The organism is Blautia sp. HCP3S3_D9, from assembly GCF_052063845.1.
GTDB lineage: Bacteria > Bacillota > Clostridia > Lachnospirales > Lachnospiraceae > Blautia_A.
On record NZ_JBQHWS010000083.1, the window covers coordinates 1 to 16,115 of the forward strand.

The window sequence follows — 16,115 nt, forward strand, 5'->3', positions numbered from 1 at the left end:
GAGGGGAAGATACCGGCTTCTTCTATTTTGGTTGTAACTTTTTCCAGAGCAGCGGCAACAGAGATGAAAGAACGATTTTTGAAATTCGTGGGACAGGACAGAAGTGAAGTTACTTTTGGAACATTCCACGGAATTTTTTATGGGATTCTGAAAGCAGCGTATCATCTGAGTGCTGCTAATATTCTTTCCGAAGAAGAGAAATTCAGCATTCTCCGTGAGATGACCGAGAAATATGGACAGGAGATGGCACAGGAGGGAGACTTCATTGAGGAGGTTGCCAAGGAGATCAGTGTCGTAAAGGGAAACTGTATTTCTCCAGAGCATTATTATGCGTCCTGTTGTTCGGATGAGATATTTCGGGATATTTATCGTGGATATAAGCAGGCGTTGAAAGCGAAACGCAAGCTGGATTTTGATGATATGATCCTCTGCTGCTATGAACTTTTTTCCCAGAGACCGGACATCCTGAATGCATGGCGGAGAAAGTTTGTCTATATCCTGGTGGATGAGTTTCAGGATATCAACAGCTTACAGTACAAGATCCTGCAGATGCTGGCGGCACCTGCAAACAACCTGTTTATCGTAGGGGATGACGACCAGTCCATCTATCATTTCCGCGGAGCAAGACCGGAGATCATGCTGAATTTTACAAAGGATTATCCAAAGGTAGAGACGGTTCTTCTGAATGTGAATTACCGATGCAGCAAAAATATCCTGCGCACAGCTATGAAAGTGATCGGATGCAATACCAGACGTTTCAAAAAGCAGCTGGATACTCCAAATGAAGAGGGTATGCCTGTAACCTGTAAGGAATTTGACAATCCAAGAGAAGAATACATGTGCGTGGTGGCAGCACTGAAGAAAAGGCTGGAACGTGGCGAGGATCTTCTGAATACTGCGATCCTGCTTCGTACCAATCAAGAATCGGAAGGTCTGATCAATGCACTGATGGAATATCAGGTTCCGTTTACAATGAAAGAACAGCTTCCCAATCTTTTCCGCCACTGGATCTGCCGGACGATACTGGCTTATCTTGAAATGGCGGCAGGAGACAGGAGCAGGAAGAATTTTCTGGAAGTAATGAACCGTCCGAACCGATATATTTCCAGAGAAGCGCTGAAGAGTTCAAAGATTAATTTCGAGGAACTACGGGAATACTATAAAGATAAAGACTGGATGTGCGACAGGATCACCACGCTGGAGACACACCTGAGGATTCTTGGTACACTTTCTCCTTTTGCTGCGATTAATTTCATCAGAAAAGGAATGGGATTCGAAGAATACTTGCGCGAATATGCACAGTATCGTAAAATAAAACCAGAGGAACTGCTTGAGACTCTGGACCGGATCCATGAGAGTGCAAAAGGCATGAAAACCCTGGCGCAGTGGCAGGCATATATAGAGGAATATACGAAACGCCTGAATGAGCAGGCAAGGAAACAGCAGGATCACAGGGAGGGTGTGACCATATCCACCCTCCATGCAGTGAAAGGTCTGGAATATGATATCGTATACATCCTGAATGTCAACGAGGGAAGCATCCCTTACCGTAAGGCAGTTCTTGCAGAAGCAGTAGAAGAAGAACGAAGACTGTTTTATGTGGGCATGACAAGAGCGAAGAAGAAGCTTGTGCTTGCCTACGTGAGACGCCAGTATGAGAAGGAACTGGAACCATCCCGGTTCCTTGAGGAGACGGGCCTATGAATAAAGGGATTATTTATTATACAAAAATACGGGAAGAATATGCAGGCGCACATATGGAGCATATGATCGCCGAGAAACTTTTGGAAACTGCGCTCAGAAAAGAATTCAATATTGACCTGAAATATGAGCCGAGAGCAGAGGGAGAACACGGGAAACCATTTTTGTCCTACCGTCCGTCCCTGCATTATAACATCAGCCATTCAGGGGACTATGTGGTATGTCTCCTTGCTGATCAGGAAGTCGGAATCGATGTGCAGGTTCACCGTAAGGCCAATTACGAAAGAATGCTCAGACGCATGGTGCCAGAGGCGCAGTATGACGAAATCCTGGCAGGAGCAGATGCAGAGAAGAAATTTTTTGAACAGTGGGTGCTGCGGGAAGCCTATATTAAATGGACGGGAGAGGGACTTTCCAGAGATCTTCGGAGTATATCCATGGATGAGGGAAGCCATATGCTTCTGGATATGGAAGAGGGATACAGCGGAGCAGTCTGGGCAATGAATCCCATGGAGATCAGCTGGAAGTTTGAAGACATCATACTACTTGGGTAAGACATGAACAAACAAACGAAGAAAGAAATCCGGAGACTGGCAGTGAAAGTGCTGGTGGTGGTATTGGCACTGGGACTGGCTTTCTGGGGATATGCCTATGTATACAGAGGTAGAACAGAACCTCCTGCGAAATATCTGGTAACCAATCAGGATGCTGCGGTATATTCGCTGAGGGGACAGCTTCAGATGTTGTCTCAGCAGGAGGAACTGAATAACTTTGCCTTTGACGGCAGAAAAAAAGAGAAAGAGTACGGAACTTATATTATTCCGGGCTTGAAATATACGAGAACATTCTTGAATGCACAGGGTACTGAACAGGCAGTATGTACCTCCATGACCCCTCAGGGCCTGGCGGTCACAGACGAATATGTTCTGATAAGTGCCTACTGTCATACAGGAAAACATAACTCTGTCATATACGTGATCAATAAGGAAACGCACAGATTTATCAAAGAAGTGATACTGCCGGGTCTTCCCCATGTAGGCGGCCTTGCCTATGATCCGGACCATGACATGTTATGGTATTCTTCTAATACAAATGGTATCGCGCAGGCAATCAGCATTAAGATGGATGTACTGCGTGAATACAGTTATGCAGATAACCGCATGCCCGTACAGGTAAACCAGACATGCAGCCTTTACGGAATCGTTCGTGATTCCTTTATGACTTTTTACAAAGGATGCCTGTATGTGGGATGTTTTAATAAATATACAGAGAGTACGATCGCGAGATATGCGGTGGACGATGAGGGAGATCTGGTCAATACGTTTGACGAGGAACTGGGCATGATGTTTGAGATGGCAGTTCCGCTGGATTATTCCACGATCTCAGAGCAGGCACAGGGAATGGCTTTCTACAATGACAAGCTGCTTCTTTCGCATTCCTTTGGAATCCTGCCGTCCAGGATCGTCTTTTACGAGCAGTCGGATAAGAGACTGTATGTAAATGAAAATTCCGCCAGATCATGCAGAATGCCTGAGATGATCGAGCAGATCGTGGTAGACGGAGATAATCTCTATGTACTTTTTGAATCGGGTGCCTATGCATACAGGGGGTATGCAGGCAACGTGGTAGACCGTGTTTTGAAACTGGATCTTACGAAAATGGAAGAAGATTATTCCTGACAGAGGTAATAAAACCGGTTTGTCCACATATATTAAGTGTAAAGAGGTGAGACACATAGAAGCGCAGCAGATTGAGAACCTGTTTGCCGGAAATATCCGGCAGCTACTAATGGATGCGAAGCTTGACTATGATAAATTATATGAGATACGCCTGAGAGTAGGGCGTCCGTTATTTTTGACATATGACGGTGGAGAGTGTTTCTTAAGGAAACCCGGTCAGGAACAGTATCTGGTCACAAGGGAAGACCTGACAGAAACACTGGAATACGTGACAGGATATTCCCTGTATGCTTATGAAGATGAGATCAGACAGGGATATATCAGTGTTCAGGGCGGCCACAGAGTAGGAGTGACCGGAAAAGTAGTGCTGGACAGAGGCAGGATCATGGGAATGAAATACATTTCCTGTATCAATGTCCGCCTGGCACATGAGATCCAGGGATGTGCGGACAAAGTAATGTCTTATATCCGCACAGAGAAATGGGTTGCAAACACATTGATCATTTCACCGCCACGCTGCGGAAAGACTACGCTTCTGAGAGATATTATCAGACAACTGAGCAACGGTTGGGCAAACACCCCGGGATTGACAGTTGGTGTGGTGGATGAGAGAAGCGAACTTGCAGGATGCTATCAGGGAATCCCGCAGAATGATCTGGGAATGCGCACAGATGTGCTGGACTGCTGCCCGAAATCAGAGGGGATGCAGATGCTGGTACGTTCCATGTCACCGGATGTGGTAGCGGTAGACGAGCTGGGGTGCGAAGAAGATTTCAAGGCAGTAGAGTCCGTGATCCACTGCGGATGTAAACTGATCGCAACCGCTCACGGGAACTGTCTGGAAGATGTTCTGGATCAGCCATTTTTTTATAAGCTGATGGGCGAGAAAGTATTTGAGCGCTACATCATCCTTGATAAGAATGACCAGGCAGGATGTCTGGAAGCAGTGCTTGACGAAAATGGTAGGGTATGCTTAAAACAATAGGATTATGTGTAATTATGATTTCCGGCACAGGTCTGGGATTTGCCGCAGGCAGCGAACTTACCGGACGAAAAAAAACGCTGGAAATGATCTTACGGATGATCATCCTCTTAAGAGGAGAAATACGTTATGGAAATAAATCTCTGTACGATGCCTTTACAGGCGCCTCCGGGAAACTGGCAGGAAAGTACAGAGAATTTTTTATACTTACTGCACAGGAAATGCGGCAAAAAACAGGCACATCATTTGGAAAAATCTTCCGGGATTGCGCCGAAAAATGTCTGAATCTGGACTGCCTTTCCGAAGAAGAAAGGAACCGGTTTTACTCTCTCGGAGACAAGCTTGGATATCTGGGCCTGGACATGCAACTGAAACAGCTGGACCAGATGGAAAAAGAAACAGAATATGCAATTAGAGAACTGGAGAAAGACTTCCGGGAAAAGAAAAAGCTGTACCGCAGTCTGGGTATTCTGGGCGGAATATTTGTGGCGGTGCTCTTTTTCTAAAAGTGATATGATATATAGTGCCAGCTTTGGTGAATGCATAACAAGTTCAGGAATAAATATGTTTGTGTATTTGGACAATTGTAAGTAAGAAATCAGAGGCAGAAGCCGGAAAGGAGAAATTGTGGAGATAAGTCTTATTTTTAAAATCGCTGCAGTGGGAATCCTGGTTTCTATTCTCTGCCAGATTCTGAAGCACAGCGGAAGAGATGAACAGGCTTTTCTGGTGAGTCTTGCGGGACTGCTGATGGTACTGTTCTGGATCGTGCCGTATATTTATGAACTGTTTGAAAGTATCCAGCAATTATTTGTACTATGAGCAGAGTATGAATCTCCACAAAATCATCTGCTGAAAGAGTATCTGTCGGACATGTTATTGTGGATCAACGGGAGGCATAGAAACTATGGACATTGTAAAAGTTTCGATCATGGGAATCTGCGGAATGATGCTTGGCTTTATCCTGAAAGAAACCCGGCCGGAGTTTGCAGCACTTGTGACCATGACAACCGGTTTTCTGATCCTCGGACTGGCAGCAGGAAAGGTTTCCTACTTATTTGAAACCATGAACAGATTAAAAGAGAGCTTCCCCATGGACAGCAGCTATCTCACAGTTCTGATAAAGATCATCGGAATTACATATATTGGCCAGTTCTCCTCTGCGATCTGCAAAGACGCAGGCTATCAGACTATCGGAACACAGATCGATCTCTTTTGCAAATTGTCAGTAATGGTATTGAGTATGCCGGTACTGCTGGCAATTCTGGATACGATTTCGGAGTTTATGATATGAAGCGGATTGCATGGAAAATAATACGGCATGAATCCAAAGTAAGATGCAGAATTAGAAAGAGGTGTATAATTAAATGGTGGGTTACATGTATGGAGATGCGTACTGAAAGATGGACCAGGATGCGAAGAAGATTTTCGGGAAAGACTTTGACAGATATTCTTATATTTGGAGTTATATTGTGTATTGCAATACAAAGCATTGCATTTTTTGAGAATCAGACAGTATTGGCATATGCCGCTGAACAGACAGAACAACAGGAGGATTCCACATCGCAGATATTACAGGAGAATCTGTTGGACGAAATCCAGATCGACGACATGCAGAAGATGCTGGATGAGATCATGGCAGACCATTCTTTTTCAGTCAGAAAAGTACTGACAAACATTATAAACGGGGACGACCCCATTTCAAAAGAGACTGTACGGAGCTTTTTGTACAGTCTCTTTTTTTCGGAAATAGAGAACGAAAAAGGTCTGATCATGAAACTGCTGTTGATCATTCTAATCGCTGCAGTACTGGCAGAATTCGCAGATGTTTTCGGAAACGGACAGGTTGGAAATATCAGTTTCTACATTGTTTATCTGGCTCTGTTCATGATCCTTATGGAGAATTTTACACAGCTTGGAAGCACACTGTCACAGCGTCTCCTAGGGCTTGTGAATTTTATGAAAATTCTGTCCCCTGCCTATTTCATGACAGTAACCGCTTCCACTGGTGCAGCCACAGCAGCAGTTTTCTACGAAGGCGTTCTGCTGATGGTATGGGCAATCCAGTGGCTCCTTGTAAATTTATTTCTGCCGGTCATAAACCTGAGCGTTCTCCTGAAAATGGTGAACCATCTGTCGAAAGAGGAAATGCTCACCAAGATGGCAGAACTTCTGGACATTGCCGTAAGCTGGGGACTCAAAACACTTCTGGGAACTGTAGTAGGACTTCAGATTGTGCGGAACATGGTAAGTCCCGTGATCGACACCCTGAAACGCTCCGCCATCGGAAAAACAGCAATTGCGATTCCCGGAATCGGAAATGCAGTAACTGCAGTGACAGAACTTGTCCTGACCAGTGCAGTGATGGTGCGAAACAGTCTTGGAGTAGTGATCGTGATCATACTTCTGTTTATTTGCGCAGGTCCGGTGATCCACTATGGAAGCCTGTCCCTGATCTACCGATTCCTGGCAGCACTCGCACAGCCAATCTCTGATAAGAGAGTTGTAGGCGCACTTGGTACGATCGGAGAGGGGTGCGCATTGCTTCTGAAGCTGCTTCTGACAGCGGAAGTTCTTTGCATGTTAACGTTTTTGATCATTATTGCGGGGGTATCGTGATGAAAGAAGAATTATATTTATGGATCAGAAATCTCGCAGTATTTTACATCTTTTTTACCGCCATCCTCAATCTGGTCCCGGATCAGAAATACGAGAAATACGTCCGCTTTTTCATGGGTCTGCTCCTGATCTTCATGATGAGCACTCCCGTATTCTCTATCCTCGGAAAAGGCCCGGAACTGACAGAGAGTTTTCTGGATAACTTTTCCAAAGAAAACAGGGAAAAAGAACTTCAGGAATTTCAAAATCTCCAGAAAGTTTATTTGGAGAAAGGTTACGAGCTGGAACTGGAACAGAAAATCCGGGAATCTTTGGAAAAAAGAGGCATAGAAGTATATAAGGTAAAAGTAAATATAGAAGGAGAAGACACACAGGCAGCAGTCACACTGGAGAAAGATATTTCGCAGGAGGAGAAAAGGAGGCTTGCAGATGAACTGGTGGAAGAATGGGGACTTAAACAAAGCCGGCTTACTATCCGGACTGTCAAAGATGAGTCCGGCAAAGTGGGGAATTCTGTTACTTCTTGGAATACTTCTGGCAGTAGCGGCCATGCCGGTCTCCAGTAAACAGCAAAAGAACACCTCTGTATCCATTCAGACTGCAGATGCACAGAAGAGCGAATTGGAGGAAAAACTGGAAGCACTTCTTACGAACGTAGACGGAGTGGGAAAAGTACAGGTCATCCTGATGACAGATGAGAAGAAAGACCAGCAGAGCTTTTATAATTCCGGCACCATACAGGTGACAGGAGTCCTGATCTCGGCAGAGGGCGGGGGAGATCCTGTAGTAGTCCAGAATATTCAGCAGGCGGTCATGGCATTATTTCAGGTAGATGCTCATAGAATTAGAATAATGAAAATGAAATGAGGAGAGAAATGTGAAAAAAGTCATCAAAAAAAATCAGGTCATCATTACGTCACTGGCAATTCTTATTGCAGTAGCAGGATATCTGAACTTTGCAGATGTAGATCTTGGATTTAAGGATAAGGAGGCAAGCACAGACAGCAGCAGTATCCTTGAAGATGCAGGATATGATCTCACAGATGAGACAGCCCTTTTGGATGAAAACCAGGCGGGTACCGGTCTTACAGATGACAGTCTCACAGATACTCAGGAAACAGATACTCCAGGTGAAGCTGTACTAACAGGCTCCACAGGTTTTGCAGCTCAGGCAAAGATCAGCAGAGAACAGGTCCGTTCCCAGAACAAGGCAGATCTGCAGGACATTATCAACAACGAGAGTATTGATGATGAAGAAAAACAGGAAGCCATACATACTATGGTCTCTATGACAGACCTCTCAGAGAAAGAAGCCGCCGCAGAACTTCTGCTTGAGGCGAAAGGCTTTAAGGATGTGGTAGTAAATCTCACCGGTGAAACCGCAGATGTCGTAATCCCGGATGCCGAACTCTCTGACGCACAACGCGCCCAGATCGAAGACATCGTAAAAAGAAAAACCGGGATCGCCGCAGAGAATATCGTGATCACGCCATTAAAAGAAAGCGAAGATGTAGCGGAAAGTGATACGGTAGATACATCTGCAGATGACACTTCCTATGAGGACAGTGAGACATCCGCACAGCCATATGAAGATGCCACGATCGACACAACAGATATTTATGACTAATATACGATGAATAACGAATATCCTAAACATATATCTTGACAGGAAACCAGTGCATATACTAGAATAGGAATGCTGTAAAAAAATAGGAAACGTAGCTAATATCAGTGATTATATGCAGAAAAATTGTTTGCAGGGCATGTGCCACGAAGCATATTTTCAGGTATGCAGTGAACTGCAATAATTTTGCAATCATGGTATTAGGTAAAACGAATAAAGATACGTAACTGTCCGATATCTCTGCAGTTACGAAGAAACCAATATAACAATAATTAAGAAAGCGCACACAGGAGGCTAAACGTGTCTAAGTATACGAACGAAATAGAAAAAAGAAGAACATTTGCCATTATTTCCCACCCGGATGCAGGTAAGACCACACTGACCGAGAAATTCCTGCTGTATGGCGGAGCTATCAATCTTGCCGGAAGTGTTAAAGGTAAGGCAACTGCCCGCCATGCAGTATCAGACTGGATGGAGATCGAGAAAGAGAGAGGTATTTCCGTTACATCTTCCGTTCTCCAGTTCCATTATGACGGCTATTGCATCAACATTCTGGATACCCCGGGACATCAGGACTTCTCAGAGGATACCTACCGTACTCTTATGGCAGCAGACTCAGCAGTCATGGTAATCGACGGTTCCAAGGGTGTCGAGGCACAGACAAGAAAGTTATTCAAGGTCTGCGTAATGCGCCACATCCCGATCTTTACTTTCATCAACAAGATGGACCGTGATGCAAACGACACATTTGACCTGCTTGATGAGATCGAGAAAGAACTCGGGATCGCAACCTGCCCGATCAACTGGCCAATCGGTTCCGGTAAGAAATTCCGCGGTGTTTACGACCGTAATACAGAGAAAATCCTTACTTTCTCTGATACACAGAAAGGAACCAAAGAGGGTGTCATCGAGGAAATCCCGTTAAGCGACAGCCGTGCAGACGAGATCATGGATCCGGAGCAGAAAGCACAGCTTCTGGACGAGATCGAACTTCTGGACGGAGCAAGTGCAGACTTTGATCAGGAACTGGTAAGCAAGGGAGAATTAACCCCTGTATTCTTCGGTTCCGCTCTGACAAACTTCGGTGTGGAAACATTCCTGGAGCATTTCCTGAAAATGACAACATCCCCGCTTCCGAGAATGTCTGATGCCGGTGAGATCGACCCGATGGATGACAACTTCTCAGCATTTGTATTTAAGATTCAGGCAAATATGAATAAAGCTCACAGAGACAGAATCGCATTTATGAGAATCTGTTCCGGCAAATTCGATGCTTCCCAGGAAGTATATCATGTGCAGGGTGACAAGAAGATGCGTCTGCTCCAGCCACAGCAGATGATGGCAGAGTCCCGTCATGTTGTAGACGAAGCATATGCAGGAGACATCATCGGTGTCTTTGACCCGGGTATCTTTTCTATCGGTGATACCATCTGCGCACCTGGAAAGAAATTCGCATTTGAGGGAATACCGACATTTGCACCGGAGCATTTTGCAAGAGTCCGCCAGATCGATACCATGAAGAGAAAGCAGTTTGTTAAAGGTATCAACCAGATCGCCCAGGAAGGTGCGATCCAGATCTTCCAGGAATTTAATACAGGTATGGAAGAGATCATCGTAGGCGTTGTAGGTGTCCTGCAGTTTGATGTTCTGAAATATCGTCTGGAAAATGAATACAACGTAGACATCCGTCTGGAAACACTTCCATATGAGCATATCCGCTGGATCGCAAACAAGGAAGAGGTAAAAGTGGACAAGATCGTCGGAACTTCTGACATGAAGAAAGTAACTGACCTTAAGGGAAATCCGCTGCTCCTTTTCGTAAATTCATGGAGTGTCGGAATGACAGAAGACAGAAATCCGGGCTTAATATTAACGGAATTCAGCAAATAACCCTTTTCATTTATCTGCCGATTTGGTATAATAAACAAAGACTATGAAAGTCCCTGCTCATTTTATTTCCGGAACAGATCTCGTAATACAGACTTTCGGAGAAACAGAATATGAGCAGTGACAAAGAATTCCTCAGGAGGTTTTCCAATGGCAGAGAAAAGAACAACATATAAAATACAGGATTTAGGCGGCATTGGTGAAGTTCAGATCGCAGACGAAGTGGTCGCTATCATTGCCGGACTTGCTGCTACAGAAGTAGACGGAGTCGCTTCCATGGCAGGCAATATCACAAACGAACTGGTAAGCAAGCTTGGAATGAAGAATCTTTCCAAGGGCGTTAAGGTTACTGTACTCGAAGGAGTCGTAACAGTAGATCTGAACCTGAACATCGAATATGGTAAGAACATCCTTGAGACAAGCAAGAAAGTCCAGGAGAAAGTCAAATCATCCATAGAGAATATGACAGGTCTTGAGGTTGCAGACGTCAACATTCACATTGCCGGTGTAGATATGGAGAATGAAAAAGGAAAGTAACCCTTTCCTTTTTTGTGTAATTAAGAAAAGAAGAGATTACTGTTCATTGAAAAATTGTTTTATAAAGGATGCGGATGGTCTGATCCGCCGGGCGAAGATAAGTGGACAGTAACAGATATAATAGAAAGGAAAGCTGTTTATACAGCGGGAATTATGCGAAGAAGAGAGCAGAGAGAACACATTTTTAAATTACTGTTCATGACAGAATTTAATTCAGAGGAAGAGATGAGTGAACAGCTTTCACTTTATTTTGACACCCTGGAGGAGCGTTCAGAGAAAGACCAGGAATACATGAGCCAGAAATACCGTCATGTACTTGAGAAATTAGACGAGATCGATGCACTGTTAAATGAGACAAGTAAAGGATGGAAGACAAAGAGAATGAGCCGTGTCGACCTGACAGCCCTGCGTCTGGCAGTGTATGAACTCAAATATGACCAGGATGTACCGACAGGAGTAGCCATCAACGAGGCAGTAGAACTTGCCAAACGTTTCGGCGGCGATACTTCAGGTTCTTTTGTAAACGGTATCCTTGGTAAGATTGCAAACAGCGCAGCTGAAGAGAAAACAGAATGAAAAATGCATATTCTGTAGGACAGGTAAACCGTTATATCAAGAATATGTTTACCCAGGATTATTTACTGCAGAAGATTTATGTAAAGGGAGAAGTGTCCAATTGTAAATACCATACAAGTGGACACATCTATTTTTCCCTGAAAGATGAGACAGGCACACTAAATTGTGTGATGTTTGCCGGACACAGACGGGGACTTGCATTTGCTATGAAGAATGGCGATAAGGTAGTTGTAGGCGGAAGTGTGGATGTATATGAACGTGACGGCCGCTATCAGATGTATGCAAAGGAGATCACCCTGGAGGGTGCCGGTGCTTTGTATGAGAGATATCTTGCACTGAAGCAGGAACTCGAAGATATGGGGATGTTTGCACAGGAGTACAAGCAGCCCATTCCCAGATTTATCAAACGTCTAGGTGTGGTAACTGCACCGACAGGTGCGGCTGTTCAGGATATCCGCAATATTTCCTATCGAAGAAATCCCTATCTCCAGATTATTTTATATCCGGCTCTTGTGCAGGGCACAGGTGCGGCAGAGAGTATTGTCAAAGGCATCGAGATGCTGGATGCAGCAGGCGTAGATGTGATCATCGTCGGCAGAGGCGGCGGTTCTATCGAAGACCTGTGGGCATTTAATGAAGAAATCGTAGCCAGGGCAATCTTTCAGTGCCGGACACCGGTCATTTCTGCAGTAGGTCATGAGACAGACTTCACGATCGCTGATTTTGTTGCAGATCTGCGTGCACCGACACCATCTGCTGCAGCAGAACTGGCAGTGGATGATTACCGAAGTGTAGTAGAGGCGGTCGGCATTTACAGGCAGAGAATTTACCGTGCCATGAGCAGCAAAACGGACCTGTACCGCAGTAAACTGGAACATTTTCAGATGAAATTTGGCTATCTGAGTCCTGAGAACAGACTGCGTGAGCAGAGACAGCGTCTGGCAGATCTGGAGGAGTCCATTCAGAACGGAATGAACCGGAAACTTCAGGATAACAGGCACAGATTGTCTATTTATCTGGAACGTTTTGCCGGACTTTCTCCACTGAAGAAGCTGAATCAGGGATATTCTTATGTGGCAGACAAGAATAAAAAGACATTGACAAGTGTAGAACAGGTACAAAATGGGGATACCATTTATATATCCGTAACAGACGGTACGATAGAGGCACAGGTTGAGAGTACAGTAAAGGAGGAGAGAATCCATGGCGAAGAATGAGAACAGTGAACAGTTACAGGAGGAGAAACCTCTGGAGGAAATGTTTGCAGAGCTGGATCTGCTGGCAGGAAAGCTGGAGGATCGTGACACATCACTGGAGGATTCTTTCAGACTGTACAGACAGGGTATGGAACTTTTGAAACTTTGCAGCGACAAGCTGGATACAGTGGAGAAGAAGATGCTGCAGCTCAATGAGGATGGTACGTTTAGTGAATTTTCAAGATGAATTAACAAAAAGAACTGAGGATGCGGAGCGCGTGATAAAGAGTTTTCTGCCTGCAGAAGAAGGCTTTGCCAGGACAATGGCACAGGCCATGAATTACAGTATGCTGGCAGGCGGCAAACGCCTGCGCCCGATCCTGATACAGGAGACTTACCGTTTATTCGGCGGTGAGGGAAAAGTTGTGGAGCCGTTTATGGCAGGAATGGAGATGATCCATACCCATTCCCTGATCCATGATGATCTGCCTGCGCTGGATAACGATGATTACAGACGCGGAAGACTGACCACTCATAAAGTCTACGGCGAAGCCATGGGTGTGTTAAGCGGTGTTGCACTGCTCAATTACGCATATGAGACCATGCTTCAGGCATTTTCTCTTACAGAAGACCAGAGCAGAGTGATCCATGTGCTGAGAGTAATGGCAGAGAAAACAGGCATTCACGGAATGCTTGGCGGACAGAGCGTTGATGTAGAAAATGATGGCAAGCCCCTGGAGAAAGAGATACTGGATTATATCTACAGAAACAAGACTTCTGCACTGATTGAGGCATCTATGATGACAGGTGCGATCCTTGCAGGAGCAGATGAACAGGAAGTTTCCGTAGTGGAAGAAGCTGCCGGAAATATCGGTCTGGCTTTCCAGATTCAGGATGACATTCTGGATGTAACCAGCACGGACGAAGAACTCGGCAAACCTGTACACAGTGATGAGAAGAACAATAAAGTCACGTATGTGACTCTTTTTGGAATAGAGAAGGCATCTGAGCAGGTAGAGCTGCTTTCAGAGAAAGCGGTTGAACTGCTGAAGAGCCTGAACAAAAATAACGAATTTCTGTATTTATTAATTGAAAAACTGATAAATCGCAGAAAATAAAGGAAGGATACAAATGATTCTGGAAAAGATAAAGAAACCCAATGATATTCACAAAATACCGTTGGCAGATTTCGAGCCTCTGGCAGAGGAAATCAGAGACTTTTTAATCCAGTCTGTCAGTCATACAGGTGGTCACCTTGCGTCCAATCTTGGCGTGGTGGAGCTGACTTTGGCGCTGCATAATGTGCTGGACTTTCCGGAAGACAAACTGATCTGGGATGTGGGACATCAGGCATATACACACAAAATCCTTACAGGACGAAAGGATGAGTTTGTGAATCTGCGCAAAGAGGGCGGTTTAAGCGGCTTTCCGAAGCGAAGTGAGAGTGACTGCGATTCTTTTGATGCAGGACACAGTTCAAACTCGATCTCTGCAGGACTTGGGTATGTGCGTGCCAGAGATATTCTGGGACAGAAGCATCATGTAGTTTCTGTTATCGGAGACGGTGCCCTCACCGGAGGAATGGCGTATGAAGCGTTAAATAATGCTGCGGAATTAAAGACAAACTTTATTATCATCATCAACGATAATAATATGTCTATTTCAAGGAATGTAGGAGGAATGTCCACCTATCTGAGTGCCCTGAGGACTGCGGAAGCATACACAGGGATGAAGATGGGCGTGACAAAAACTCTCAAGAAAGTTCCAAAAGTAGGAACTGCGATGGTAGACACCATGCGGAGGACAAAGAGCAGTATCAAGCAGCTTTTTATTCCGGGAATGCTGTTTGAGAATATGGGGCTGACCTATCTTGGGCCTGTAGACGGTCACAATATGCGCCAGATGATGAAATTGTTTAACGAAGCGAAACGCGTGGAAGGACCGGTCGTTGTCCATGTTCTGACCAAGAAGGGAAAAGGATACGGACCTGCAAGTGCCCATCCGGACAGATTCCACGGAACCGGCCCGTTTGATATTAAAACAGGAAAAGTACTGCAGAAGAAAACGGTACCAGGTTACACAGATGTTTTTTCAAAAGCGCTGGTTTCCCTTGCAGAGAAGAATAAGAAGCTGACTGCCATTACAGCAGCCATGCCGGACGGAACCGGACTTGTGGAATTTTCAAAGAGATTTCCGGAGCGTTTCTTTGATGTGGGAATCGCAGAGGAACATGCAGTCAGCTTTGCAGCAGGACTTGCGCTTGGAGGACTGGTTCCTGTAGTTGCAATCTATTCTTCATTCCTGCAGCGTGCAGTGGATCAGATGCTGCATGATGTATGTATGCAGAAACTGCATGTGATCTTTGCCATTGACAGGGCAGGACTGGTAGGAGCAGATGGAGAGACACATCAGGGATGCTTTGATCTGTCGTATCTGTCCATGATGCCGAATATGACAGTTCTGGCACCGAAGAATGATAAAGAACTGGCAGATATGCTGGCATTTGCAGTGGACTATGACGGACCGGTTGCCATCCGATATCCGAGAGGCAGTGCATACCAGGGACTGCAGGAGTATCAGGCACCTGTAGAATATGGTAAGAGTGAGATTATCCACAGAGGAAAGAAGATCGCAGTGCTGGGAGTGGGAAGTATGATTCCGTCCTGTCTGGAAGTCTGTCAGGGATTGAAAGCAGACGGCTATGACCCGACTTTTGTAAATGCAAGATTTGTAAAACCACTGGATGTGGATCTTCTTGATGAATTTGCAAAAGACCACAATCTGTTTGTAACAGTGGAAGAGAACGTAAAGAGCGGCGGATACGGAGAACATGTATCTGCTTATATGGAAGCCTGTCATCCGGAGGCAAGAGTGTTATCCGCATCTGTTTGGGACCGCTTTGTGCCTCAGGGAAATGTGGACAGTCTGCGTACCAGGATCGGTCTTGGCGTGGCAGATATCCGACAGGCAATAGAGGATAGTGAGGAAGTAAGAGAATAATGAAGAAACGTTTAGACATGCTTATGATGGAACGTGCCCTTGCACCATCCCGTGAGAAAGCAAAGGCATATATCATGGCAGGAGATGTATATGTAGATGGTCAGAAAGAAGACAAAGCAGGAACCATGTTCCCGGAGACAGTAAAGATCGAAGTCAGAGGAAATACCCTGCCATATGTAAGTCGCGGCGGACTGAAGCTTGAGAAGGCTATGAAGAATTTTGATGTGACACTGGACGGTAAGGTCTGTATGGATGTAGGCGCATCCACAGGTGGTTTTACAGACTGTATGCTCCAGAACGGGGCAGTAAAAGTA

19 protein-coding genes are annotated in these 16,115 nt (G+C 45.1%); all 19 read left to right on the forward strand.

Annotation, left to right across the window (positions count from 1 at the left end; translation table 11 throughout):
- Positions 1-1,704 (forward strand): ATP-dependent helicase (locus tag ACTNES_RS14135; RefSeq protein ID WP_441039757.1); only part of this gene is annotated, 1,704 nt, incomplete at its 5' end.
- Complete coding sequence (locus tag ACTNES_RS14140; RefSeq protein ID WP_291810950.1) at positions 1,701-2,255, forward strand: 4'-phosphopantetheinyl transferase family protein; 555 nt, start codon at positions 1,701-1,703, stop codon at positions 2,253-2,255. The genes ACTNES_RS14135 and ACTNES_RS14140, both read left to right, overlap by 4 nt.
- 3 nt (positions 2,256-2,258) lie before the next feature.
- Entirely contained in the window at positions 2,259-3,380 is a 1,122-nt protein-coding gene (locus ACTNES_RS14145; protein WP_291810954.1) for a hypothetical protein, read from the forward strand.
- A gap of 46 nt (positions 3,381-3,426) precedes the next feature.
- Positions 3,427-4,365 (forward strand): stage III sporulation protein AA, encoded by a 939-nt coding sequence (gene spoIIIAA / locus ACTNES_RS14150; protein WP_291810956.1) that lies wholly within the window; start codon positions 3,427-3,429, stop codon positions 4,363-4,365.
- Complete coding sequence (locus ACTNES_RS14155) at positions 4,350-4,868, forward strand: stage III sporulation protein AB (protein WP_291810959.1); 519 nt, start codon at positions 4,350-4,352, stop codon at positions 4,866-4,868. Before spoIIIAA ends, ACTNES_RS14155 begins: the two co-directional genes overlap by 16 nt.
- A 121-nt stretch (positions 4,869-4,989) precedes the next feature.
- Entirely contained in the window at positions 4,990-5,184 is a 195-nt protein-coding gene (spoIIIAC, locus tag ACTNES_RS14160; protein WP_216459730.1) for a stage III sporulation protein AC, read from the forward strand.
- Between the two features lie 85 nt (positions 5,185-5,269).
- Positions 5,270-5,656: a SpoIIIAC/SpoIIIAD family protein gene (locus ACTNES_RS14165; protein ID WP_291810964.1), complete on the forward strand. Its 387-nt coding sequence runs from the start codon at positions 5,270-5,272 to the stop codon at positions 5,654-5,656.
- Positions 5,657-5,745: 89 nt separating this feature from the next.
- Positions 5,746-6,981 (forward strand): stage III sporulation protein AE, encoded by a 1,236-nt coding sequence (locus ACTNES_RS14170; protein ID WP_441039763.1) that lies wholly within the window; start codon positions 5,746-5,748, stop codon positions 6,979-6,981.
- Entirely contained in the window at positions 6,981-7,547 is a 567-nt protein-coding gene (locus ACTNES_RS14175) for a stage III sporulation protein AF (RefSeq protein WP_216459728.1), read from the forward strand. The genes ACTNES_RS14170 and ACTNES_RS14175 overlap by 1 nt, the downstream gene beginning before the upstream one ends.
- Positions 7,531-7,848 (forward strand): hypothetical protein, encoded by a 318-nt coding sequence (locus ACTNES_RS14180; RefSeq protein ID WP_320813803.1) that lies wholly within the window; start codon positions 7,531-7,533, stop codon positions 7,846-7,848. The genes ACTNES_RS14175 and ACTNES_RS14180 overlap by 17 nt, the downstream gene beginning before the upstream one ends.
- Positions 7,849-7,858: 10 nt before the next feature.
- Positions 7,859-8,608, forward strand: coding sequence for a SpoIIIAH-like family protein (locus ACTNES_RS14185; protein WP_291810972.1), 750 nt, complete (start codon positions 7,859-7,861; stop codon positions 8,606-8,608).
- Between the two features lie 297 nt (positions 8,609-8,905).
- Complete coding sequence (locus tag ACTNES_RS14190) at positions 8,906-10,495, forward strand: peptide chain release factor 3 (protein WP_291810975.1); 1,590 nt, start codon at positions 8,906-8,908, stop codon at positions 10,493-10,495.
- 147 nt (positions 10,496-10,642) lie between these two features.
- Positions 10,643-11,029 carry an Asp23/Gls24 family envelope stress response protein gene (locus ACTNES_RS14195; RefSeq protein ID WP_216459725.1) on the forward strand — a complete coding sequence of 129 codons (387 nt, stop codon included), beginning with the start codon at positions 10,643-10,645 and terminating at the stop codon, positions 11,027-11,029.
- A gap of 153 nt (positions 11,030-11,182) precedes the next feature.
- Positions 11,183-11,605 carry a transcription antitermination factor NusB gene (gene nusB / locus ACTNES_RS14200; protein WP_291810980.1) on the forward strand — a complete coding sequence of 141 codons (423 nt, stop codon included), beginning with the start codon at positions 11,183-11,185 and terminating at the stop codon, positions 11,603-11,605.
- Positions 11,602-12,822: an exodeoxyribonuclease VII large subunit gene (xseA, locus tag ACTNES_RS14205; protein ID WP_216459723.1), complete on the forward strand. Its 1,221-nt coding sequence runs from the start codon at positions 11,602-11,604 to the stop codon at positions 12,820-12,822. The genes nusB and xseA overlap by 4 nt, the downstream gene beginning before the upstream one ends.
- Positions 12,809-13,048, forward strand: coding sequence for an exodeoxyribonuclease VII small subunit (xseB, locus tag ACTNES_RS14210; RefSeq protein WP_216459722.1), 240 nt, complete (start codon positions 12,809-12,811; stop codon positions 13,046-13,048). The genes xseA and xseB overlap by 14 nt, the downstream gene beginning before the upstream one ends.
- Entirely contained in the window at positions 13,032-13,919 is an 888-nt protein-coding gene (locus tag ACTNES_RS14215; protein WP_216459721.1) for a polyprenyl synthetase family protein, read from the forward strand. Before xseB ends, ACTNES_RS14215 begins: the two co-directional genes overlap by 17 nt.
- 13 nt (positions 13,920-13,932) lie before the next feature.
- Complete coding sequence (dxs, locus tag ACTNES_RS14220) at positions 13,933-15,801, forward strand: 1-deoxy-D-xylulose-5-phosphate synthase (protein ID WP_291810991.1); 1,869 nt, start codon at positions 13,933-13,935, stop codon at positions 15,799-15,801.
- The coding region (locus ACTNES_RS14225; RefSeq protein ID WP_441039767.1) for an SAM-dependent methyltransferase at positions 15,801-16,115 on the forward strand (315 nt) is incomplete at its 3' end. The genes dxs and ACTNES_RS14225, both read left to right, overlap by 1 nt.

Coding starts and splice junctions, on each gene's coding strand:
- ACTNES_RS14140 (WP_291810950.1), top strand. CDS start 1,701: ATGAATAAAGGGATTATTTATTATACAAAAATACGGGAAGAATATGCA.
- ACTNES_RS14145 (WP_291810954.1), top strand. CDS start 2,259: ATGAACAAACAAACGAAGAAAGAAATCCGGAGACTGGCAGTGAAAGTG.
- ACTNES_RS14155 (WP_291810959.1), top strand. CDS start 4,350: ATGCTTAAAACAATAGGATTATGTGTAATTATGATTTCCGGCACAGGT.
- ACTNES_RS14165 (WP_291810964.1), top strand. CDS start 5,270: ATGGACATTGTAAAAGTTTCGATCATGGGAATCTGCGGAATGATGCTT.
- ACTNES_RS14170 (WP_441039763.1), top strand. CDS start 5,746: ATGGAGATGCGTACTGAAAGATGGACCAGGATGCGAAGAAGATTTTCG.
- ACTNES_RS14175 (WP_216459728.1), top strand. CDS start 6,981: ATGAAAGAAGAATTATATTTATGGATCAGAAATCTCGCAGTATTTTAC.
- ACTNES_RS14180 (WP_320813803.1), top strand. CDS start 7,531: ATGCCGGTCTCCAGTAAACAGCAAAAGAACACCTCTGTATCCATTCAG.
- ACTNES_RS14195 (WP_216459725.1), top strand. CDS start 10,643: ATGGCAGAGAAAAGAACAACATATAAAATACAGGATTTAGGCGGCATT.
- nusB (WP_291810980.1), top strand. CDS start 11,183: ATGCGAAGAAGAGAGCAGAGAGAACACATTTTTAAATTACTGTTCATG.
- xseA (WP_216459723.1), top strand. CDS start 11,602: ATGAAAAATGCATATTCTGTAGGACAGGTAAACCGTTATATCAAGAAT.
- xseB (WP_216459722.1), top strand. CDS start 12,809: ATGGCGAAGAATGAGAACAGTGAACAGTTACAGGAGGAGAAACCTCTG.
- dxs (WP_291810991.1), top strand. CDS start 13,933: ATGATTCTGGAAAAGATAAAGAAACCCAATGATATTCACAAAATACCG.